Here is a 23,484-nt window from a genome sequence, read left to right as displayed (position 1 = left end):
TATAAATGAACAGTCCTGATTCAAAAAGCGGCAATCAAAACGGTTATACCGGTCCCATAGCCTATATGGCCCGGAACCCTATTGCCGCCAACCTTTTGATGATCATCCTCCTCGGCGGGGGGATATGGACGATATTCCATATTCAGAAGGAAGTGTTTCCCCAGTTTCAGCTCGACGTCGTAGAGGTGAGTGTCGTCTACCCGGGTGCGGCCCCGGCGGAAGTGGAACAGGGCATCCTGCGGCCGGTGGAAGAGGCCATACGGGGCGTCCAGGGCATAAAAGAGGTCACTTCCACGGCCGATGAGGGCTCCGGCGAAGTCCTTATCGAGCTGGTAGCCGGCACCGACCGGATGCAGACGTTCCAGGATATCGACCAGGCGGTAAACCGGATACGGACCTTCCCCGATGACATTGAAGAACCGGAAGTCCGGCTGCAGTCGAACCAGCGGGAAGTGATGGTCATCGGCCTCTACGGCGATGCCGACATCTGGACGCTGCGCAAGCTGGCGGAAAACATCCGCGACCAGCTGCTGAACAGCGAAGAGATTACCCAGGTTGAAATAGGAAACGTCCCTGATTATGTGACCCACGTGGAGATTCCGCGAAATCATCTCCGTGAGTATGATCTCACCCTCGGCGGGGTTGCCGACATCATTGCCCGGTCGAGCGAAGACATTCCGGCCGGCGCCGTTGAAACCAATGCCGGGGAAATTCTTCTGCGCATGCAGGAGCGCAAACAGTGGGCCGAAGAATTCGGAAGCATCGAAATCATCTCCCTGGTAAACGGGGGTGCCATCACGCTCGCCGACATTGCCACCATCACCGATGGCTTTGAGGAGACCGGTTTTCACGGTGAGTTCAACCGACAGCCAACCGTTGACCTCGACATCTTCCGTGTCGGAGACCAGTCCCCCCTGGATATCGCCTCTGCCGTCCAAACCATTCTGGAAAAAGCCGAACCCTCCTTCCCGAGTGGCGTGCAGTACCGTATCGACAGCAGCACCGCCGACGACTACAGTGAGCGGCTGACTTTGCTCACCGAAAACGGGCTGATTGCCATCCTGATTGTCATCTTTATCCTGGCGCTTTTCCTCGAATACCGGCTGGCCTTCTGGGTGATGATGGGAATGACGATCTCTTTCGTGGGGGGCATACTGTTCCTGCCGTTGATCGGACTGAGTATAAATATGATCTCTCTCTTCGGCTTCCTGGTGGTGCTGGGCATTGTGGTCGATGATGCCATCGTGGTGGGAGAAAATGTCTACGAGTACCGGCAGAAGGGCATGAGCTTTATCGACGCCGCCATTACGGGGGCAAGAGATATGGGCAAACCCGTCACCTTTGCCATTCTTACGAATATCATAGCTTTTGTTCCCCTGCTGTTCATTCCCGGTTCTACCGGCAAGTACTGGTGGCCCCTGCCGGCCGTGGTCATTGTAGTGCTGGCTGTTTCGCTGCTGGAAGCGCTGTTTATCCTTCCCGCCCACTTGGCCCACAGCTCGCAGAAAGAGAGTACATATAAGGCCGGCAAAACCCTGCATCGCTGTCAGCAGGCGTTTGCACGCCGTTTTAACCGGTTTATCGATCGCTACTACCGCAGATTTCTCGAGATGTGTCTGCGCTATCGATATATCACCCTGAGTGCGGCGATCGCCCTGCTCGTGGTTATCGGCGGCTATGGGTATAGTGATCACATGGGCATGATTATGATGCCGGAAGTCTCAGCCGACGAAATTGAATCGGGTGTATCCCTCCCGGTTGGCACGACCCCCGACCAGGCCGCTAAGGTAGCGAATGAAATTACCAATTCCACCCACCGGATGTTTGAGGAACATGATCTGTACCGCGTGGCCGACGGAATAAAAACGAATGTGCGGGGACAGAGTTTTATCGATGTGGAGATTGTCATGAAACCCCCGGGCGAGCGGGATATGACCGCCCAGGAGGTGATTGAACTCTGGCGCGACGAGATCGGTGATATTGAAGGCGTTGACCAGATTACCTTTGAAGCCGAGAGAGGACCGGCCGGCTACCAGCAGGATATCAGTGTCGACCTGAGTCACTCTGACATCGACGTGCTGGAAGAGGCCAGCCAGGCGTTTTTGGAACGGGTAGAATCCTTTGATGCCACCCGGGACGTAAACGATAACTATAACAGGGGGAAAACCCAGTTCGATTTCAAGCTCCTTCCGGAGGGACGAAAACTCGGGTTGACCTCTTCGTATGTGGGCGAACAGATTCGCAACGCCTTCTATGGAGCGCTTGCCATGCGTCAACTTCGGGGCACCAACGAAATAGAAGTCCGCGTAAAGCTGCCCCATGAGCAACGCAAGGATATGCATCACCTCCAGGATCTGGTCATCCAAACCCCCGACGGCACGGAAGTGCCCCTGATGGACGTTGTACGTGTCGAAGAGGGTGAAGCCTTCACCAGCATCAACAGGCGGGACGGCCGCCGGGTCGTTACGGTCGGTATGGACGCCGAACCCGCCAATGCGGTGACGCGGGTGCTCGCCTCCATACAGGAAGAGATTCTGCCGGAGCTGAGAAACGACTTTCCCGGGATAACGTGGAGCTTTGAAGGAAGTCAGGCCGAAATGAGGGAGTCCACCCAGGCGCTGTGGGGCGGATTTACCATGGCCATGCTGGTCATCTATGCCCTGCTTGCCATTGCTTTCGGCAGTTACGTTCAACCCCTGATCGTTATGGGAGCTATTCCTTTCGGCATTGTGGGAGCCGTGATCGGGCATATCCTGCTGGGATACGACCTGTCGCTGGTCAGCCTGATGGGAGTGATCGCGCTGTCGGGGGTGGTACTGAACGATTCGCTGATTATGATCGACTATGCCAACAAAAAACGCGCCGATCATTCCGTTTTCGAAGCCATCCATGAAGCCGGGCTCCGTCGCTTCCGGCCCATTATGCTGACGACCCTGACAACCTTCGGGGGACTGACCCCGATCATCCTGGAAACCTCGCGGCAGGCCTACCACCTGATACCGATGGCGATATCCCTCGGCTTTGGGATTGTTTTTGCCACCTCCATTATTCTCGTGATCGTTCCCTGCCTCTATATGATCCTGGAGGATATTCTCTCCCGGCTGAATAAAAGCTCAGCCATCGGACCCGGATAGGTCCGAATACCCGGCCCATGGAATTTGTCCCTGTGCGGGGTTGCTTCTCAACAGTCCGTTTGTATTACGTGAACGTATGTCCATCTTGCCGGGGATTCGTCTTGCTCCCGCCATCCCGACCCTTCGGGAGCGGGCAGTGGGGCAAACGCAGCTGTGGGGCCCCTAATCCAATAGTGCTTTTTAAGCTAAGCGTATGGTGTATCAGGGTTTTTCTTCCCTGATCCGTTCATACACCACAAAACTCAATTCCGGACGCTGCTCTCTTTTAATCTCCTTCCAGGTTGAGCCGATTTCATGCCGGTATTCCGGGAAGTAGGTATCCCCTTTGAACGACTGGTGAATCTCCGTGACGAACAGCTTGTCCACCTCGGGCAGCAGCTGCTCGTAAACCCGGGCCCCGCCGATCACGAACACCAGCTCTTCATCCCTTACGTGCTGCAGGGCCGTTTCGATGGAGGAAAAGACAGGCACATGATCGTAACTCTTCGAGCGGCTCAATACAATATTTTCACGGCCGGGCAGCGGTTTTTCATCCAGCTCCTCAAACACAACGCGTCCCATGATCAGGGGATGTCCCATGGTCACGCTTTTGAAGTACTTCAGGTCTTCGGAATAGTGCCAGGGCAGCTCGCCGTTACGGCCGATAACCAGGTTGGGATCATGGGCGACAATGGCGGCGAGTGTCATACGGCCACCTCAAAGGTTATAGGCGGATGCGGGTCATAGTCCTCAAGGGTAAAGTCCTCAAATTCCAGGTCGTCCACCGGTTTATCTGCGATCTTCAACTGAGGCAGTGCTCTCGGCTCACGGCTCAGCTGCTCTTTGAGACCTTCCACATGATTTTCATAAATATGTGCATCAACGATCGTATGAGCAAAGGTGCCGTACTCAAGTCCCACTTCATTGGCGATGGCCATCGTAAGAGCCGAATAACACGCCAGGTTAAAGGGAATACCCAGGGCAATATCCCCGGATCGCTGCGTCAGATGACAGTTTAATTTGCCGTTGGCAACGTTAAAGATATACATCAGATGACAAGGGGGCAGCGCCATCTGCTTGAGGAGTCCCGGATGCCAGGCGCTCACTACAATACGACGGCTGTGCGGACTCTCCTTCAGCATATCAATCGCCCGCTGTACCTGGTCAAACTCCTTATTAATCAATACCGTCTTGCAGATGTGAGAGGCATCTCCTTCAAAACGAATTTCCTCTTCGTCGTGATACGGAAATCGCCGCCACAGCACCGGGTAAATGGGTCCCACATGGCCGTCTTCATCGGCCCAGGCGTCCCAGATATGACAATCCTTCTCGTCGCGCAGCCACCGGATATGATCTTCTCCCCGCAGGTACCAAAGCAACTCTAAAATGACCGATCGAAAATATACTTTCTTTGTGGTAAGCAGCGGAAAACCTTCCGACAAATCCACCTTGTAGAATTCAGAAAAACTGGAAATGGTGTCGGTACCGGTCCTGTTCGGTTTCCGCACTCCGTTTTCCAATACGCTTTCAACCAGATTTAAATATTGTTTCATGAGTTTCTGACTTTTTATCCAATGTTTCCATTAACCAGTATAAACCGAAAATTGATGAAAATGCATCCCGGCCTGGAGCCCGCTACAGCACGATGCCTTCAAGCAGGGCAATAGCAATCGAAAAATAAATAATAATTCCCGTTACATCACTCAGTGTCGAAACAAAAGGTGCTGACGTTACCGCCGGATCCAGTCCCATTTTAGACAGGGCGAACGGCAGCATCGACCCGCTTAAATTGCCCCATAAAACAACCCCAATAAGACTTAGTCCCACTACCACGGCACTCAGAATCAATTCCTGTGTCAGCGTATCACTGGTCATATAACCCCATCCGATGATAACAAAAAAACCGATAACGGCCATGATCAATCCCAGCATGAGCCCCGAAAGAAGCTCGCGTCCCAATACTTTGAGCCATTCGTTCATGTCAATATCATCGGTGGAAAGAGCGCGAATGATCAGCGTTGCCGCCTGTGTACCTGAGTTTCCTCCGGTGGAAATAATCATCGGGATAAAGAGCGACAGGAATACGGCATTGGCAATAACGCTCTCATAAGCGCCCATAGCGGTGGTCGTGAACAGCTGTCCCACAAACAGGAAGGCCAGCCACCCGATGCGCTTTTTGATCATCTCAAAGATCGTCGTTTGTGAATAGTAGTCATCCAGCACATCCATACCGGCCATGAGCTGCATATCCTCTGTGGTCTCCTCCTCGGCCACATCAATAATATCATCCACGGTAACAATGCCCACCAGTATGCCATCGGAATCAACGACCGGCATGGCCACCCGGTCATATTTGCTCAGCATTTTCACCGCATCCTCCTGGTCGTCAAAAGCGCTGAGAGCCTCAAAACTTTCGTCCATGAGCGACGAGATCGGGGCCTCCGGGTCGGCCAGGATAAGCTGGTTCAGCCTCAGGTCATCGATCAGATGTTCATCCCGGTCCACCACATATATCACATTCACCGTTTCAGCACTCTGCCCGAACTTCCGGATATTATTCATGCCCTTTTGTATGGTCCAGTCTCTTCGAACTTTCACATACCGGGGCGTCATCAGCCGGCCCACACTCTCCTCCGGATAGCCCAGCAGCTTTTGCACCTGCTTGCGGTCTTCTACTTCCATGGAATTCATGACCCGCTGGGTCAGGTTCCCGGGCAGCTCTTCCATCAGTGATACCCGCTCGTCGGGCTCCAGGTTCGACATCACATCGCTGAGCTGCTGGGCGGTAAACATATCCAGCAGTTCCATCCCCTTTCCCGAACTCAGGAAGGTAAAAACATCCGCGGCCTTCTGCTTTTTAAGCAGCCGGAAGATAACGATCGCCACCTCCGCCTCAAGCTCTTCCAGGAGTTTGGCGACATCGACAGCCGGAACATCATTGAGGATATCCTTCAGGGCCACCCAGTCCTTGGCCTCAATCAGTTCATCGAATTCGGGTTTTAACAGGTCAACGATCATGAAAATAAATAGCTTTCCGGTTGGCAGGATATGCGCCTAAGAATCGCACTAATTACGTAAAAAAACAAGCTTTCATTAAACTTCCAATCAAAGATTTCCCGTATCACCGGTTTTCTCTCTTACATCACACCATCTACCTTCATCCGAAAAATATTATTGTCAAAACCTTTGAAAAACCGGGGACGTTGTTCAAGGTTAAGGCCAAAGGGAGGTAGGAACTACAGCACATAGCCTATTACAACCGTCCGGTAAGGCAGGGCCGGACAAAAAGGCCGGTTTGGAAAGTCCTCTTGACTATGGTTGCGATTGTGATTACACTTTTCGACTTTTAGCGTACTTCTTAATCAAACCGGAGTTACAATTTGAAGATTGTTATCATAGGAGCCGGAGAGATCGGTTATGATCTGGCCAGCATGCTTTCAAACGAAAAGCACGACGTGGTCGTACTTGATCGCGATAAAGATGCCCTGAAAAAAGTTTCCGACAACCTTGACGTACTTTACTTCGAGGGCAACGCAACTTCGGCGAAAGACCTCGTAGATGCCGGCGTCAAGGATGCGGATATTCTTATTGCAGTTACCAGTATCGACGAGGTGAATATGATTGCCTCCATGATGAGCAAGCGCCTCGGTGCTGAAAAGGTCATCGCACGCGTTCGTAGCGACGAGCTATCCCGTCCCAACGCACCGCTGAAATCAACCGACCTGGGCATTGACGTGCTTATCCATCCTGAACAAAGCGCTGCCCTGGAGATTGTGCGGCTGATCAAGCGGGCCTCCGCCAGCGATCTCATAAACCTGGCAGACGGACAGATGCAGATGATCGGGCTGCGTATCGGAAAAGCCTCTCCCCTGGTGGGAAAAACGCTGGTGGAGTATGCCGAAGAATTCCCGGAGATCACCTTCCGGGTAGTGGCCATATCCCGCAAAGGAATGACCATCATTCCCAGCGGATCGGTTCGTATCCAGGCATATGACCAGCTGTTTCTGCTGGCCAAAACCGATGTCATTCCGGAGGTCATCAAGACAACCGGCAAACCGGATGTTGAGATCAGCCGCATCATGATTGCCGGCGGGACGCCCATCGGGGCCATGATCGCACGCATACTCAGCGAGGAGGACAAAAACTGGAACATCAAACTTATCGAACCGGACCACGATACCGCCGTGGAACTGGCACAGGAGCTTAAAGATGTCCTGGTGCTCAATGGCAATCCCACCGATCCGGACCTTTTGGCAACGGAGGGCATTACCGATACGGATGCTTTTATTTCGGTCACCGAAGACGAGGAGTCCAATATTATTTCGTGCCTTATGGCCAAGCATCTCGAAGTGAAAAAGACGGTGGCCCTGGTTTCCAAGCCCGACTATATACCGCTTAGTCAGACGATCGGGCTGGATGCCGCCATCAACAAAAAGTCGGCGGCGTCGAATGAAATTCACCGGCATGTGCGGGGGGGACGGGTTATATCGGTGAAGGCACTGCAGGGGATCAAGGCTGAAGTTATTGAACTGCAGGCGGCTCCCAAGTCGAAGGTTGTCAAAAAACCCATTCGCAACATTCGCTTTCCAGAGGGGTGTGTGGTGGGGGGTATTCTCAGCAACGGGTCATCGGAGATCGCTACGGGACAGTCCCGGATTAAGGCCAATGACCGGGTCATCATTTTCTGCCTTCCTGAAGCGGTGGATAACGTAACTTCACTTTTCAAATAATGCAGACCTCCTCCATAAAAAGTTTTTTGCGGCCGCAGATCGACTTTCTTACGGTTCTGGGTATCCTGGGATCCTTTATCTTCTTCCTGGGATTTGCGCTGCTGACCCCCATGATTATTGCTCTCATTTATGAGGAAAAAGTATGGCATACCTTTTTGTCGTCCGCTTCCATCGCTTTTGTTATGGGCGGCAGCCTGTACTACTTCTTCAAGCCTGAACAGGAACTGCGCATCCGCGAAGGATTTCTGGTCGTCAGTCTCACCTGGCTGTTTTTGTCGCTGGTAGGGGCCCTGCCTTTCGTCATATCCGGCATTCTTCCCAGCTATACTGATGCCGTTTTTGAGACCATGAGCGGGCTTTCCACGACCGGGGCCACGATATTCGGGGGAGAAACCAGCAGCGGGTTTATGAATCCCCAGATCGAATCGCTGCCCATGAGCATGCTGTTCTGGCGGTCCATGGCGCACTGGCTGGGCGGCATGGGAATTATTGTTCTGACTCTTGCCATCCTTCCGCTGCTGGGCATTGGCGGCATGCAGCTTTTCCAGGCCGAATCGCCCGGACCCACCACCGACAAGCTCACGCCGCGCGTACAGGAGACGGCCAAGTTGCTCTGGGGAGTCTACGTGGCGTTCACCGGCATCGAATTTCTGCTGTTGTGGGTACATCCTTCGATGGATTGGTTTGACGCCCTCAATCATGCTTTTGCCACCCTGGCCACCGGGGGTTTTTCGACCAAGAACGCCAGCATCCAGGCCTTCGACTCTGTCTATATCGATTCGGTCATCACTCTTTTTATGTTTTTAGCCGGGATCAGTTTTGCCATGCACTTCCGGTTGCTGCGTGGGGATACACAGTCGTTCTTTAATAACCGGGAGACGCGTTTTTACACGCTTATAACAGGCATCAGTATTGTGGTCGTCAGTGCTTCGCTCTGGCTTTTCAACGAGTATTCCATCGGTAGCGCCCTGCAATACGGCGCTTTTCAGGTTGTTTCCATCGTCACGACGACGGGCTTTGGGACAGATGATTACGAACTCTGGTATTCGTTCGGCAGTTTCTTTCTTTTTCTGCTTTTCTTTGCCGGGGGCTGTGCGGGTTCGACGGGCGGGGGACCCAAGATGATCCGGTGGATGATTATCATTCGCAACTCTTTTCGCGAATTCAAGCAGATTGTGCATCCCAAGGCGGTACTCCCCATTCGTATCGGAAACAAGACTATCGATGCGGATATCCAGCGTACGGTCCTCAGCTTTTTTGCCCTATATCTTATTGTTTTTGGTCTCGGAGCCCTGGTCATGGCAACCATGGGCTATGATCTGGAATCCTCGATCGGTGCCAGTATTGCCTGTCTGGGCAATATCGGTCCCGGCTGGGGAGAATTTGGTCCGACGGACAATTACGCCCAGATTCCCTATGCGGGCAAATGGGTGCTTATCTTTATGATGATGGTGGGACGACTGGAGATTTTTACCGTGCTACTCATCTTCACGCCCGCATTCTGGAAGCAGTAGTGAGAATTTGGAAAAACCAAAAATGTTGATCGAAATCAATTATCATGCGAATCCCCAATAGCAAGAGGTAAAACATATGTGAGGGCGGCATGTACCAACACGCCGCAATGGCCAAATGGACGGTTCGGCAAAGCTCGACAGGAGTTAAAACCGGATCCACCCCCGTTCTTCCAACAGTTGAATCAACGCCGGTAAAAAGGTGAGGGCGGCCACCAGCGTCATGCCGATGCCGATGACGGCCATCGCACCCAGCGACTGCAGTCCCGGATGATTGGTAAACAGCAGCCCGGAAAACCCAAGCATTGTCGTAAGTGAACCGATAGTTATATGCTGACCCGTACTGGAGAGCACATCCCACATGCTGCGTTCCCCTTCCTCCCGGTAGCGACTCGCAAGGTGGACACCGTTATCCTCTCCGATACCAAGGATAGCCGGTAGTACCACCAGGTTATAGAAGTTAAACATCATGCCCGTAAGCAGCATAATCCCAAAGAGCCACAATAAACCGACCAAGAGCGGAAGCATGGCTATAATCGCCCATCGCAGAGAGCGGAAAGCAAACAGCATAAGGATAAAGACCATCAGAAAAGTCGCTCCCACCATATAAGGGCTTTCGCTCCGCATCAGGTCCAGCATCTCGGCCGCAATAATGGAGGTGCTCGCCGCATAAAACGTTTCACCGCTGTTCAGCGTAATTTCACCGATGTCATCTTTAAAGGCGATGGACTGCTCCCCGTCCGCAAGTCCCACGCTGGGATAGACAATGACAAAGTTGCCGATTTCTCCCTCTTTGGTCACAAACTGATTTTTAAAATAATCCGGTATCTGGTCGATATCCAGACGGCTTTTGGTCTGTGCCGCACGTCGTAGCTTATCCAGCTGCGGATCGTCCTGGTCTCTGATAAACGGGTCGTTGAGCAGCTCCCGAATACGGGCGATCTCCTCTAATTTTTCTCGAGCCCCCTCCTCGGAGGGAGGAAATCGCTCCGGAAGCGCTTCTACGTCTTCTATAGTTGGGCTGGTGGTATCGGTTTCCATCTTGTGACGGATTTTTTTTAGAATTTCTATCACCTGCTGCTGGTTATCCGCCAGGATATAGGCCGGGTTATGCCGGTCCGACGATTGCTCGACATTGCTGGTAAATTTATTGTATGCCTGGTATTCGGGAAATTCGGGTTCCAGCTCTCCGAAATCGTATTGAAAGCCTAACCGGGGAGAAAAAGCACCAACGAATATGGCGATCAGGATGCCTGTAATGACCACCGAACGGGCCATGGGAAAACGGGTGAATAGGCTGGCTTTCTGTTGTTCTGAATCCCGGTTTACGTTCAGCAGCATCCAGTTATAGCGCTCGAACAGTACCAGCAGCGAGGGCATCACAAAAAGCATACAGAAGAGTGCCAGAATAATTCCTGATCCCGCAATAAACCCAAATTCAGAAAATCCCCTGAAACGGGCGATAATTAATACAAAGAGCGAAAATGCCGTAGTCAGTCCGCTTACGACAATGGCCGCCCCCGTATTGTCGTAGGTTTCCTGCAAGGCATCCAAAATGGGTTTGCCGTCGGAACGGAATTCGATATAGCGGGCATAAAAATGAATGCCGTAATCGATCCCCATCCCAAATAGAATTACGAAAAGTACGGACGTCATCGTATTGAGTGTACCCAGTACAAAATAGGTGATACCGAACGTCCACGCCAGGCTCACCAACAGCGGAAGCCCGATCACGAGGACCGGCACCGGCAAACGAATCAGGTGCTCCCAGAAGCGATGTTCCCTGCCTTCTGAATCTCCTCTCCGGTAATTCACGTACTTTTTGATAAAGAAATATATCATAACCAGAAGAATGACGCCGGATATGCCCGAGGCAAAGCTGTTAAACACATCATTCATGATAGAGTCGATTTCCGACAAATGACGCTTTAGGCGTCCTCCATACCGCACCTCCATTTCACTGTTATACGATTGCGGGTTCATTGCTCCCAGCAATAAGTCATAGGAGGCAAACATATTGCGCAAGTAGTCCAGATTGCTTTTGGAGCCGGTGGGATAAAGTTTAAAGACCATGACCGTGCTATCGGGACTAACGGGATACTCGGGGGGGATCAGGTCTTCATAGCTTTGCTCAAAATCCTGAAGCTCTTCATCCGCTTCCGCATCTTCCTCCTCTTCCTCTTCTCCAAAATCCACTAAAAAGGGATTTGCCCCCTCTTTGGCCGACTGAATTTCATCTTTCAGATAGGTCTCAATATCATTTAATTCACCGGGGGTGGCAAAATACAGCGCATTATCCCTCAAAAAAGCGGTTTCTTTGCGAAACTCCGCCCGTTCGAAAAAGGGCCGGTCATGCTGCTCGTCGTACAGCGCCAGGCTTTTTTCTATCAGATCCTCGGCAAACCGCTTATTATCCTCAAAACTCGGGGACTTGATGGCCACTTCCATAGCGGTTTCTCCTCCTACGGTCTCCTGCAGCTCATCCAGTGCTTTAACATGCGGGTTATTTTTGGGTAAAAGATTGGCGAGGTCGGTGTCAATGGACAACTGAACGGCAAAGCTCCCCAGCACTATTGCCAGCAGGATCGTTACACTCAATACCCAATACGGGTAATTATAATTGTAGGTAATAAGCGGACGAAAAAAATGTAGAATCTTATCCATTAACTCCGGATCAAAATAGCAATTAAATCAGCGGTGAAGTTAACCATTTTCACAGAACTTATTTAATTTCTGTTTTTTAAACTTTATCGGGACTTCAGTATGAAATCATCGTAGTCGGCCATAACCCACGATCCGGTACTGTCTCCATCGCTCATAATCAGGATTGCCATGGGCGTCCTGGGGGGATCGTCCCCGAACAGCCGGCGATAATCTTCTACAAGGTTGCGTTCAAACGTAATCCATTTCCCGGTATTTTTCCTGCCGGACTCCACAATGACTATTTGCTGATTACCAAACAGCTTCGAGGTTCTGGTTCCCTTGTCAAGCAGTGTGCTCCATGTATATCGTATGGTTTTGGGTACTTTTTTAAACAGTGCCACGCGTCCCATATCAAAAACCACATACACACTGGCAACGGAGTCGTTGTAATCATCGTTGTCTTCGCGAGCGTTCTCCGGCAACTTATGAGCTCTGACTTTCCAGGAAAGGATCGGCGTCTCATAAATGTTGATATTGTAGATGTTGTCTTTATCCTTATTTATCAACGGCAGGTTGATATGTTTGGCCCTGGAACCTTTATACCGCAAAAACTTGTTGGCTTCGGAATTGTCACTTCTTACAACTTTGTATAAATATTGCTTGCTAAAAGACTTGTCGTGATTAACCAGCCTCTTGTTACCGTCCCGGTCGTACCATTTATAGGGAAGCGAACCTACCGTATCGTTTTCAAAATTCTCCAGCAGCACATTTCCGTTATCCAGATGAGTGGGTTGCTGCGCTTCGGACATAGGAGTATGCCCGAGACTGAAGAATAACAGCAAAAGAAAATAATGTGAAATCTGCGTATCTGTTCGTTGCATATATAAGTCCATTGATTCTGTTAGTTGGCGGCATACCCTTGTAAGAGCCTCTCTGTACAAATAGTTTTGAGAGTAACTATACAAATTTCGCTTTACCAACGTTTCCCATTACATTTTATTTCTAACGGCAGTCGGTCCCGGGGCATCTGTATTGCCCGGATTAAAACAATAGATCGACCGGATTTCACAGTGACGACACGGGATCATTATAATTTATATGCTAAAATCCTAATAAACCTATTGCCACCAGAAAGGTTATTATTATTCCCTGTCTTCCGGGGTTGGGAATGCGGGATAAATGGATCTATTAAAAGTTTCTGAAACAGTCTTCTAAAAATGATCGAAAACTGCTAAATTTGCGTTGCTGTATAGCCTGGAGATGCTTACATACAAAAAACATTTAATCCAAAAATTTCTGTTGGCGTATTGATGCTCGAAAAATACAAGAGAATTATAGGAGCTGTTTTACTGATAAACATTCTTTTAGTAGCTACCCATGAAGGAGAGTTTTGGCCGTTTAGTATTTATCCGATGTTTTCACAGGCCGGAAAACCATGGTCCCGTGGTGTCGTGGAGGATGTCCGTGATACGACCCGTTCCGACCTGTGGGAGACCAAGCCCATAGAAGCTATTGACAATCGTATACTGCCCCTCGAAGAGTACGGCATTCATGAGATTGATTTTGCCAACTATATTTCAAAGACCAGGAGCTGGAACGCCGAAAAGATAAACGGCCTCAGGACCACCTTTCAAATTGATGATTACCCGGGTAAAATGTGGATGGCAACCCGGGTTGTCGGCTCCATTAACGAACAGGACTCTGTTGTGATCAAGGCTATTCCAATGTTCCTGTTTACCCCCGACAGTACCTATAAGAACCCTAATCTATTCCCCAATAAGTAAATCAGATGGATCGTTTACTCAGGAATTTATTCCATTTTGAGGCGCCTCAATCAATCGGAACAAAAATCCAGCTTCGCGCTTTTGAATTTTTCACCGTTATCTATACCCTGCTCTATACCTGGGAATGGGCTTTTTATGTCCCCCGGCTGAGTGATGTTGTACTCCCCCTCGGGGTGGCCAATTATCTGAATGTTGAAATCTTTTTTAGTGAACTGGCTACGGTCAATGCCATCGTCATAACCCTCAGCTGCCTGATCCCTCTTTTATTCAAGCGCCTTCGCTGGCTGTATGTGCCGGCATTCCTCCTGTTTCATCTGCAGTATGTGACTCGTTTTTCGCAGGGCGAAATTCCCCACAGCGCCAATCTCGTTGCCTTCAGTTTAATGGGTTTAGCCCTCGCCGCCGTTTTTGTCAGAGATATTAAAAAATCACTGCCCTTTGCTTTCGGGTTTACGATATTTTTCCTCGGTCTCGGTTATACGTCCGCCGCCATCAGCAAACTTGTGGCCACCGGCATCACCTGGCCCGACGGCCAGCACCTGTGGCTCTGGATTGGGGAAAAAAGTATCGATATCCTTTCAAAGACCGGAGAGTTCCAGCTTAACTGGCTCCAGGAGCTGGCTTTGAGCAGCAGATTCATTGCCACGGTCATTTTGACCTTTGGCTTGGTTGCCGAACTCCTCGGCTTTCTCGTCTGGTGGAAACATTTGCGTCCCTATGTCACCCTGGCGCTGATCGGAATGCACATAGGTATCGATTTGACGATGAATATCTTCTTCAAAACATTTACCATCCAGCTTATTATCATGGGCTTTCCCTGGAATCGTTACATAAATAATTTCAGCAAACGTTTGCGTTCGCTCCCGCTTAAGGCTTTTGGGCGGTATCTGCTTTATTAAATAATGATGTTTCTTTTGGCTTGATCCAAAAGAAACGCAAAAAATCAAGGCTCAGAAAACTCAGGAATCAGATTTCGCCGGTGCTCCGGAAAATAATTTAACTTGCTCCGAACTACGCGGAGCTTCAGACAAAAATTATTTTAAATCCTCCGCACCGCCTCGATCTAACCAGATTCCTGACTTTTCAAGGCCGTGGTTCCTTCCTCAGTTTATGTGATAAAACCTTACCGATAAACCAATGTAGGGAAATACTCCTCCCCCCTCCGGACTCCGCTCAGGATTCTTAGGCCGGTAAAGTTTATTCTCTCCCCAGCAAAGCGACATGACCAAAAAAGCCTCTCTGAGACTTTAACGGATGGTGGGTAAAAGATCATCGATGTAGCCCAGCAAACCTCGTAAGGGAGAGTTTAACTATCTTATTGACGATTACTCAGATATATAAACATAATTATTCCGACAGGGTCTTGATATACAGAACCATCGATTCCATTTCCCTGTCGGAGAGAATTCCCAGGAAGGAGGGCATCTCCCCGGCATGCCCTTCTACGATTTTGGCTTCCGGCTCCAGCAGAGATTCCCGGATATATCCTTCGTCAGCAATCGCAGACGACCCATCCTCAAAATGCTGTTCAGAACCAAACAGTCCCTGTAGCGTGGGACCGATCATGCCATCCGTCGTTCCATCCGTGGAATGGCAGCCCATACATCCCAACCGCTGGTATAGCTCTTTACCACGCGCGGCAGAAGCCGGTTTTTCTGGCTTATTGGCAGCCTTTTGGGTTTTATCTTCATCCTCAAAAGCCAGCGACCCGATATCAAGGCCAGAGAACCCTGCTACTTCCGGATCCGGCTCTTCGACATCATTAACGGTAAACCATAGGGCGTCATCCATCACAGTCCCGTCAGCGGCTTTCAGGTCGTAGGAAATTTCCATCTGCATCACCTCCCGCATATCGGGGATAGCCAGAAATACCGCCTTCCGGTCGTCGGACAGATGCGCCGAAAAAACCGGCATAAGCTCCTCACCGGCCGAGCCGTCCAGTTTAAAATGACCGGATCCGTAGTCTTCCGTGCGTCGGTAATTCCATCTTTTCGCCTGGTAATTGCCCGGGTTCGTCGCCGCTTCCTCATCCAGTTCGGTATCGAATCGGAGAATTATGCCCCCGTCCCGAGCAAGGAATCCCTGCGGGAGCAGACTGCGCCGCCCCGTATACCTAAGCCGGGTAAAAGCACTGATGCCGCTCGAATTCGTTCCCCAGAGGGTAAAGCCGGTAAGATACAGCTGGCCATCTGCAGGACTCACGGCCCCTTTCATTGTCGGGGCGGGGTAATCGGCCGGTATATCGGCTATCCCCCCCTGCACCGTTCCGCCGGTGCTGTCAATCAAAATTTTAAATAAACCCGGACGTCCATATGAAAGATGAACCAGGCTGCCACTCAGCGGACCCATCCGGTCGCTGGTAATCCAAACCTGTCCGATGCCCGATCGATCCACGCTGTGAGGGAACCACACCAATGGCGGCGTAATATCCGGTTCACGGGCGGCAGCGGGACGATGTGCGGTGGTGGGCACCCCGAAATAGTCGCCCTCTTCAACCAGCAAAAGCGGAGTTGACGGTACGTAATGCCCCTGCTGATCCGATGCGGTTAACACCCCCGTCTCCGGGTTTATCCCCAGATACGGTCCCCGCAAACCCGTGGCATAATGCCTCACGCTGCGTCCCTCAGCAGAAACCTTCAACACGGAACCGCTGTGACGTGAACCCGCCCGGAATCCCTTGGTTATGGCGGGAAAAGAGGTCTTCGGCCCCATATCCAGTCCCCCCGCTTTAGCTACGAAAAAACCGCCCCCCGGCGCCGCTACCATGTCGGTTGCCCACTCCCGGGTCTCAATAGACTGGGCCATTCGGTTCGAAAAATTCTCATAATAATCAGCGACACCATCCTCATTCAAATCATGGAACCGTACGATCCCCTCTTTACCGTAGGTATACACCGTATCATCAACGACTTCTACGCTCTGGGTTTCATACAAGCCGGAAGCATACCGTCGCCATTCAATATTCTCCAGCTCTTCATCTATGCCTTCAACGATCCAGACATCTCCTGAAAAGGTCACCACGGCCGCACGACCATCATCAAAGAATGCCACATCTACGACCCGGACATTGCGATTCCACGGGTTGGGAATGGGCAGCGTCAGCTGGTCAATCACATAGGCGGAGGTGGTATCCGGGGCAACCTGTCCCTCCGTCACAACCGTTTCAGTCCAGTGAGGAGCCCCTCCCTCCCGAAAATCAGGCATCTCAGCCGGCGGGGCCTCGGCAAGCATTTGCTCAAAAACCTCTTTTTTGTCAGCGGGACCGCTCCAGAGGACCAGCGTGAACGTCACATCTTTCCGGCCGGAAGAAACCTGAACGGTGGAATAGCGGTCGTCAATAATATTCAGTTCAACACCTTCTACCGATTCCGCCAGACCGATAGCCGTAACGGAATCCCGGTCCTCTCCCCGGTAAATATAGGCCGCGTTGCCGGTAACCTCGCTCCCGGTTCCGTCGGATACTTCCGCCGCTACCATAGACAGGGACTCCTCGCGCTGCCCGATCTGAATAGTTCTGGTAAACCCTGTTTCATCCTGCAGCCGGGTGCTGCCGGGTTTTTCATAGATATCCGTATTCCGGGCGGCATACGACAACACCACCTCCTGTCCCTGCAGGTATACCCCCTTCCATCGCCCCGTCTCCCCGGGAACAGGTCCCCACACCGGGGCATCGAGATCCGTTCTCGGGGGACGAGGGTCAGTGAAGTCCGGCTCGGGTCCCGACCACCCGGGATAAAGTCCCGTCGCGATGGATGGTTCGCCAAGGACTGTGGGGATCTCGTTGTCCTTGTTATGAAAATCGTTATATGATATCTGTCCCATCGTAACCATCGGCAGGAATTCGCCCGTCCAGGCCACAGACCAGCGCAGCATATCCGTATCGAAACAGGCGTAGGCTTCCCCGCCCAGGCGGAGCGCCAGGCATCGGGGTACGATATTATCGGTGGGAAAGCCCGGTCCGAGAGACCGGGCATCAATGGACGTCGTGATAAAAGGGAAGTCGGGCTCCACAAAAGGAGCAAAATCAGCCTCCTCAAAATTCACCTCCCTGATAACTTCGGAATCTTTCGGGGCTGGGTCTGTCTCCGGAGCACATCCCGCCAAAAGGATTATACCGGTCAGCAGGGCGATTATTCGGACAGCACTGGAGAGATTGCAAAAAAAACCGGGTGTTATCTTGTCAGCATCGCCGGGAAATTTCACGGAGCGGCAGGTAAATCGATACATTTTATACGGTCACTACTGGTTTAATAATTTTTTACCATCGTTATTGAAGTCGTTTTCCTATCACTTATTTTCACTGAGACACATATTCAGCTCTGTGTTCCCGAAAGGTATTAACAAAAATACCTCGACTCGCTCCTTTAATAAAAAAGAACGATACCATACAGAAACAGGCACAATATATACAACCGGGAACGCACGATTCATAATTTATTCTGTCGCAACCGTCACGCCCGGAGGATAGGCATAGTCGTTCCACAGGCGGTTTAGTTTTTCAGGATCCGGTTCCCCGTCAAAAGTTATATAGCGATAATGCATAACATAGGGAGCCCCCGGCTCTATAGCCATTTCTCCGAGCTGCATGGGAGCAAAAACAAAATACGGGGTCTCCGGATGAATGCGAACCGGTTGCGGGGCCCGGTAGTTGTCCGGATGACTCAAGACGGCGATTCCTGCGCGTTTGCCGTCCACCATTCCTCCCATATGCGCCCATCGCGCCCGGGTTTCATTGGCCGCACTGCGATCGTGTCCCCGGGAAGTCAAAAAGGTTACGTTATCGGGATTATCCCAGTTCCGGTGTCCCCTGAACCCCATGCCTCCATAATGATATTCCGGCAGGAGGAGCGGCTGAGCTGTGTTTGCCGTATGCGACAGGGTCAGGTCAAACATGAGGTAATCACTGCGGCTCGCAGCATCATAGACTTTCATTTCCCACTGCTCGTTAAGCGCAATAACCGGAGCCGAAGAAGTCAGATCCGTAAAATAATGGTTAGCCTTCAGTCCCCCGTGCACCGGTCCCTCCCAGGCGAGCTCCATCGAGTCCTGGTCCACCCGGGCGGTCTTGTCCTGGATATTCCAAAAATCGGGTGTTCGTCCCTGAAACTCGGTATTGGTCCATGCCGACCATATCCCGTAATGATGAGGATGCATCGCCGTATCCAGGTGATTGGTTAAAACCGTGCCCCCCGGCGAATATACGGGATGAAGATATCCCCCGCGCTCGTATTGCTTATCCAGCTCCCGCGGCGGGTTGTTTTTCCCGTGATAGTAGGAAAGCACGGGATCCTCCCCTGCTTTGAAAGTGATTGTATTCTCATCCACAGCATAAGTGACTCCGCTATCGTCAGCAGTGGACGAAAAGGATTCGGCGTCCAGGCTATAGCTCTTCGAAGAACCTGCGGGAAGCTCCTCCAGCACAAACCAGCCTTTGTTTTGCTCATCCACCTGCAGGAGCGCCTGGTTGCCCGCCTCATCCTCCATCGTATACACACCGGGATCCACGGGCTCCGGGAGCGTAAACGAAACCACCGACTCCATGCGGTCGAAGCCACCCGCCGTAACGGTCACGGTATATTGGCTACAGGCTTCCGGAGGCGCCATGAGCATCAGAAATGCTGCAGTGAATAATCCGATATGAAAAGAAGTATGTTTTTTTTGGTTACGCATAAGTTATCAACAATTTAGTTTACAAGCATACTGAGTCCTTCCGGCACCACCCCGATATCGATCCCCAGAAAGAGCGTAAACAGGAAATAGGTGAGCAGCGTAATCAATATGGCAAAAAACAGATTCAGCACCAGGCCGGCACGTGTCATCTGCGGGATATCCATCACGCCGCTGCCATAGACGATCGCGTTGGGAGGTGTAGCCACCGGAAGCATAAAGGCACAGCTTGCCACCATCGTTATGGGGACGGCAAACAGGAGCGGATCCTGGCCTATTCCTATGGCCACCGAACCGATCACCGGCAGGAAAGCCGCAGCGGTCGCCGAGTTGCTCGCCAGCTCCGTAAACATGATAATAATCAGGGCAATAACAAGAATAGCCAAAATAACAGGCCATCCTCCCAAAACTTCAAAGTATCCACCGACCCATTCCGCCAGGCCCGTCCGCTGGATCGCCCCCGCCAGTGAGAGTCCCCCGCCAAACAGTATCAGCACGCCCCAGGGAATTTTTTCGGCATCTTTCCAGCGCATGATAAATTGTGACTTGCTGAGATCAACCGGGATAAGAAACAGGATGAGCGCGCCGAAAATGGCAATACTGGCATCCGAAAGTCCCGGCAACAGCGGCTCCAGCAGCGGCCGCGTCATCCAGAGTATCGCAACGAGTACAAAGACCCCGCCCACGTACTTTTCGGGACGACTGATGGCACCCAGCCGCTGCATTTCATCATCAATGTAAGCGCGTCCCCCGGGAAGCGTTTTCATACGGACCGGAAATACCAGACTTGTCAGGGTATAAAAAATTATCGGGAGTCCCAGTACCACGACCGGAAGCCCCAGCCCCATCCACTGGGCAAAAGTGATTTCCATGCCATAGGCATCATTGACAAAAGCAATCATAAGCGCATTCGTCGGCGTTCCGATCACCGTACCCAGTCCCCCTACATTAGCCGCATAGGCAATAGCCAGCATCAGCGCCACCGCGAAGTTCCGGTTCTGCTGCCGTTTTGCAGCGTCCTGCACCCCCGTTTTCGTAAGCTGAATAACCGAAAGTCCGATCGGGAGCATCATCATGGTTGCGGCCGTATTGCTTACCCACATGCTCATAAACGCCGCGGAGACAATAAAGCCGGCGATAATATTGCGGGGCCTGGACCCGATAAAGCTGATAATGTTAAGCGCAATGCGCCGGTGCAGGTCCCACCGCTGCATGGCGATGGCGATAATAAACCCACCGAGGAACAGATAGATCATGGGGTCGGCATACGGGGCCGCGGAAGCGTCGATATCCGCAATTCCAAGAATGGGAAACAACACAAGCGGCAAAAGGGCTGTCCCGGATATCGGAAGCACCTCGGTCACCCACCAGGTGGCCATAAGCACGGCCACGGCCGCCGTGCGCCATCCGGCCAAACTGAGTCCCTCAGGCGAATTTGAAAAAAGCATAAGCAGGAATACCGAGAGTCCCCCTACAAAACCGACCCATTTGGTCGTGCTTACAGGCTTCTCCTCGGGTTCTCCCATTCCAAGTTCTTCTTCCTTCCCCTTATCTGATCCCTTAACCTCTTTATCCTCTGTGTTTTTCTTCATTCGGATACTGTTTTAAAGAAACCTTTGCAAAACCGTTCGTTTGGCCAATGTTGGCCTTACCGGTCGGTTGAAATCCTCACATATGGGTGATTTGCTGCGAGAGCACCCTCCCTGAGGCCTTGACCTTGAACAAAATTCCTGGTTTTTCAAAAGCTTCTTAAATTGATTTTATGTTGTTGTAGCTCTTGTATGCTAAATTTATAACAAGGTTATAGCCGCTGGATCGACAGTCCCCCGTCAATCATCATCACTTCTCCGGTAGAATAGGGAAAATCACCCTCGACCAGCGAAAGGACCCCCTTTCCCACATCCTCGGGGTATCCCCAGCGGGGCTGGGCGGTCAGTCCCCCGGCAATCAGCTTGTCGTACTTGTCGGTGACCGCCGAAGTCATATCCGTTTTGATAATGCCCGGGCGCACTTCATAGACCGGGATGTCGTACTCGGCCAGACGCACCGCCCAGATCTTGCTGTGCATCGCCAGTCCCGCTTTCGACATGCAGTACTCCCCCCGCTTGGGAGAGACCACCGAAGCCGAAATGGATCCCACATTCACAATGGTGGCCGAAAAAGACGAATCCTCCTGTTTTTGTTCAACCATCCAGCGGGCTACGCCCTGCGTCAGAAAATAGGGCCCCTTCAGGTTGATACGCATCACCCGCTCATAACTTTCCTCCGTGGCTTTCAGCGGATCTTTTCGCTCCCGGGGCGCCACGCCGGCATTGTTGACCAGCACATTGAGCCGGCCAAAATGGGAGCGAATGCCGGCCATGATGGATTCCCGGTCGGTGGCAGAACTGATATCGCCCTGGCAGTATATCACGTCGCTGCCCGTCGAGCTAAGCTCCTTTAACGTCTCCCGTACCTGACCTTCAGGGCGCACGCCATTGAACGCAACGTTGTAGCCGTTCTCACACAGCTTCTTGCAGATTCCCTTTCCAATGCCGCGGGATCCGCCGGTGACTAAAGCAACTGGTTTCATAACTCTTCCTTGTTATTGTCTGGTGTTCGAAAAAAAAGTGTAGTAGGGACGGTCGCCCGTCATGCGGGACAGATACAGCGCGAGTTCCCGCAGGTGGTAGTCGCCCCACATGCTCGACTCCCCGCACGGTATGCTCTGGCCTTCCGGGATATAGTCCCACCCATTGGGCCGGTGGTAGACCGAGTGCAGCAGCAGGCCCTGGTGGGACTCATCCGTGCTCAAGTACGGTTCCTCAAGCAGCGTCCGCGCCACTGAGAGCCCCGCCTGCCAGTACCTGCTTCCTTTTTCCTGCTCTCCCCTCGACTGCAGGTAATGTCCCAATCGAAGCAGTCCCTGCGCCCCTATGGCCGCAGCGGAGCTGTCCACCGGCTCCACATCATTATAAGGGTCCGCCGGCATATCCCTGTAGTCCCCCAGCTTGTGCAGGTCCGGGGCGCCCGTATCCCAGTAAGGGATGCCATCCAGGGAGCTGTGCTCAAGGTAAAAATCGCAGGTCGCCAAAGCCGCCTTGCGCATCATCGACTCGACCTGCTGGCGTCCCCCGTACGGCTCCAGCTCGTCGTCGTCCAGCATATCCAGAAATTCCAGCTGCTCGGGGTATCCACACATCGCCCAGGCCAGCCCGCGCGTCCATGTCGTGAAGGGAGAAAATCCCTGCTGCGAATTCGGACAGCGAAACTGTCCGTCCGTAACATTAAAGACCGCCTCATGGGCCGTTCGTCCCCGCAGGTCATAGCTGTCGCGTCCCTCCCCGTAGTAGATGTTGTAGGTCGCCGTAGCGCGGGCGTGCCGGATAAGCCGTCCCAGCAGCGAAATGGGCTCGTCATGCTCACCATAAAGCACATGTCCCAACCGGTGGCTCAGGGCCAGGGCGCGCAGGGTCCGAACTGTGTCTACAAAGAGCGAGTGGGGGCCGTTGAAGGAGTGGATAAATCCTCCTCCGTCCGCGATTGGGGTCCACCTGCTGGCCTGCACCGCGCCCGTACTTTTCAGCGCCAGCCTGTAAAACGACTGTTCCCATTCACTGGCGTCGATCCGACCCTCCCGGCACAGCCTCCACAGGGCGCCATAGGTACTTACATTGTTGAAGCCGTGATCGTGGACCCCGATATGGGTAATATGAGGTGCCATCCTGGTAACCGTGGCCTCCCGCCCCATTTCAAGGTACTCCGTCTGGCCGGTCGCATCGAACTGGATGATCTCGGACCCAAACTGAAATCCCTGTGTCCATTCGGTCCACCCGCGGGTCGTGTACACCCCGTCCTCGGTAAAGACCGGAGACCCCTGAGAGGTATCATAGTCGCTGCGGATCAGCTGAATCTTTTGGGCTGACAGCTCCCAAAACCGTTGCAAAGGCAGATCTTCCACCTGAAGATCCTGTTGGATATTCATCTTACTTTTTTTCAGTTATAATTCCTGTGTTTCAGTTTTAATAATGGTTATTAGTCGAAGGTAGAAGGTATA

General features: G+C 52.0%; 15 protein-coding genes. 5 read left to right on the top strand and 10 right to left on the bottom strand.

Translation table 11 applies throughout. The annotated features are described in order from the left end of the window. The first annotated feature begins 5 nt into the window (after nucleotides 1–5). Nucleotides 6–3,134, top strand: coding sequence for an efflux RND transporter permease subunit (locus BUB16_RS15445; protein ID WP_073066477.1), 3,129 nt, complete (start codon nucleotides 6–8; stop codon nucleotides 3,132–3,134). Nucleotides 3,135–3,335: 201 nt separating this feature from the next. Here BUB16_RS15445 and BUB16_RS15440 read toward each other — a convergent pair whose 3' ends face one another. The 3 genes from BUB16_RS15440 to mgtE all read right to left on the bottom strand — a co-directional run bounded on the left by BUB16_RS15440 (nucleotide 3,336) and on the right by mgtE (nucleotide 6,131). Continuing rightward, nucleotides 3,336–3,821, bottom strand: coding sequence for a dihydrofolate reductase (locus BUB16_RS15440; RefSeq protein WP_073066474.1), 486 nt, complete (start codon nucleotides 3,819–3,821; stop codon nucleotides 3,336–3,338). Next, entirely contained in the window at nucleotides 3,818–4,666 is an 849-nt protein-coding gene (locus tag BUB16_RS15435) for a thymidylate synthase (RefSeq protein ID WP_073066470.1), read from the bottom strand. Before BUB16_RS15435 ends, BUB16_RS15440 begins: the two co-directional genes overlap by 4 nt. Before the next feature lie 82 nt (nucleotides 4,667–4,748). Next, nucleotides 4,749–6,131, bottom strand: a complete 1,383-nt coding sequence (gene mgtE, locus BUB16_RS15430) for a magnesium transporter (RefSeq protein WP_073066467.1) — start codon at nucleotides 6,129–6,131, stop codon at nucleotides 4,749–4,751. Between the two features lie 362 nt (nucleotides 6,132–6,493). On the opposite strand from mgtE, the gene trkA reads away from it, so the two are divergent. Next, nucleotides 6,494–7,843: a Trk system potassium transporter TrkA gene (gene trkA, locus BUB16_RS15420; protein ID WP_073066461.1), complete on the top strand. Its 1,350-nt coding sequence runs from the start codon at nucleotides 6,494–6,496 to the stop codon at nucleotides 7,841–7,843. Next, entirely contained in the window at nucleotides 7,843–9,357 is a 1,515-nt protein-coding gene (locus BUB16_RS15415; protein WP_084088342.1) for a TrkH family potassium uptake protein, read from the top strand. Before trkA ends, BUB16_RS15415 begins: the two co-directional genes overlap by 1 nt. 144 nt (nucleotides 9,358–9,501) lie before the next feature. Here BUB16_RS15415 and BUB16_RS15410 read toward each other — a convergent pair whose 3' ends face one another. Both BUB16_RS15410 and BUB16_RS15405 read right to left on the bottom strand, forming a co-directional pair. After that, nucleotides 9,502–12,018: an efflux RND transporter permease subunit gene (locus BUB16_RS15410; RefSeq protein WP_073066457.1), complete on the bottom strand. Its 2,517-nt coding sequence runs from the start codon at nucleotides 12,016–12,018 to the stop codon at nucleotides 9,502–9,504. Nucleotides 12,019–12,101: 83 nt separating this feature from the next. Then, nucleotides 12,102–12,878 (bottom strand): DUF3047 domain-containing protein, encoded by a 777-nt coding sequence (locus BUB16_RS15405; RefSeq protein WP_170864423.1) that lies wholly within the window; start codon nucleotides 12,876–12,878, stop codon nucleotides 12,102–12,104. A 426-nt stretch (nucleotides 12,879–13,304) separates the two neighbouring features. Between BUB16_RS15405 and BUB16_RS15400 the strand changes: the two genes are divergently transcribed. Beyond that, entirely contained in the window at nucleotides 13,305–13,781 is a 477-nt protein-coding gene (locus BUB16_RS15400) for a hypothetical protein (protein WP_170864422.1), read from the top strand. Nucleotides 13,782–13,786: 5 nt separating this feature from the next. Beyond that, nucleotides 13,787–14,680: a hypothetical protein gene (locus tag BUB16_RS15395; RefSeq protein WP_073066449.1), complete on the top strand. Its 894-nt coding sequence runs from the start codon at nucleotides 13,787–13,789 to the stop codon at nucleotides 14,678–14,680. Nucleotides 14,681–15,128: 448 nt separating this feature from the next. On the opposite strand, the gene BUB16_RS15390 is transcribed toward BUB16_RS15395, so the two are convergent. The 5 genes from BUB16_RS15390 to BUB16_RS15370 form a co-directional block, all read right to left on the bottom strand. Continuing rightward, complete coding sequence (locus BUB16_RS15390) at nucleotides 15,129–18,008, bottom strand: c-type cytochrome (RefSeq protein ID WP_084088340.1); 2,880 nt, start codon at nucleotides 18,006–18,008, stop codon at nucleotides 15,129–15,131. Nucleotides 18,009–18,215: 207 nt separating this feature from the next. Continuing rightward, nucleotides 18,216–19,451 (bottom strand): DUF6807 domain-containing protein, encoded by a 1,236-nt coding sequence (locus tag BUB16_RS15385; protein ID WP_073066446.1) that lies wholly within the window; start codon nucleotides 19,449–19,451, stop codon nucleotides 18,216–18,218. A 14-nt stretch (nucleotides 19,452–19,465) separates the two neighbouring features. After that, nucleotides 19,466–20,974 carry an SLC13 family permease gene (locus BUB16_RS15380; protein WP_073066567.1) on the bottom strand — a complete coding sequence of 503 codons (1,509 nt, stop codon included), beginning with the start codon at nucleotides 20,972–20,974 and terminating at the stop codon, nucleotides 19,466–19,468. 275 nt (nucleotides 20,975–21,249) lie between these two features. Beyond that, nucleotides 21,250–22,020: a 3-ketoacyl-ACP reductase gene (locus BUB16_RS15375; RefSeq protein WP_073066443.1), complete on the bottom strand. Its 771-nt coding sequence runs from the start codon at nucleotides 22,018–22,020 to the stop codon at nucleotides 21,250–21,252. A gap of 12 nt (nucleotides 22,021–22,032) precedes the next feature. Continuing rightward, the gene (locus BUB16_RS15370) at nucleotides 22,033–23,412 is read right to left on the bottom strand and encodes a glycosyl hydrolase (protein WP_073066439.1); all 1,380 of its coding nucleotides are present in this window, start codon (nucleotides 23,410–23,412) and stop codon (nucleotides 22,033–22,035) included. Nucleotides 23,413–23,484 lie beyond the last annotated feature (72 nt).

This window comes from Fodinibius roseus (assembly GCF_900129315.1).
GTDB lineage: Bacteria > Bacteroidota > Rhodothermia > Balneolales > Balneolaceae > Fodinibius > Fodinibius roseus.
Note: the sequence above shows the minus strand (reverse complement) of the source record. Positions and strands in the feature narration are given on the sequence as shown.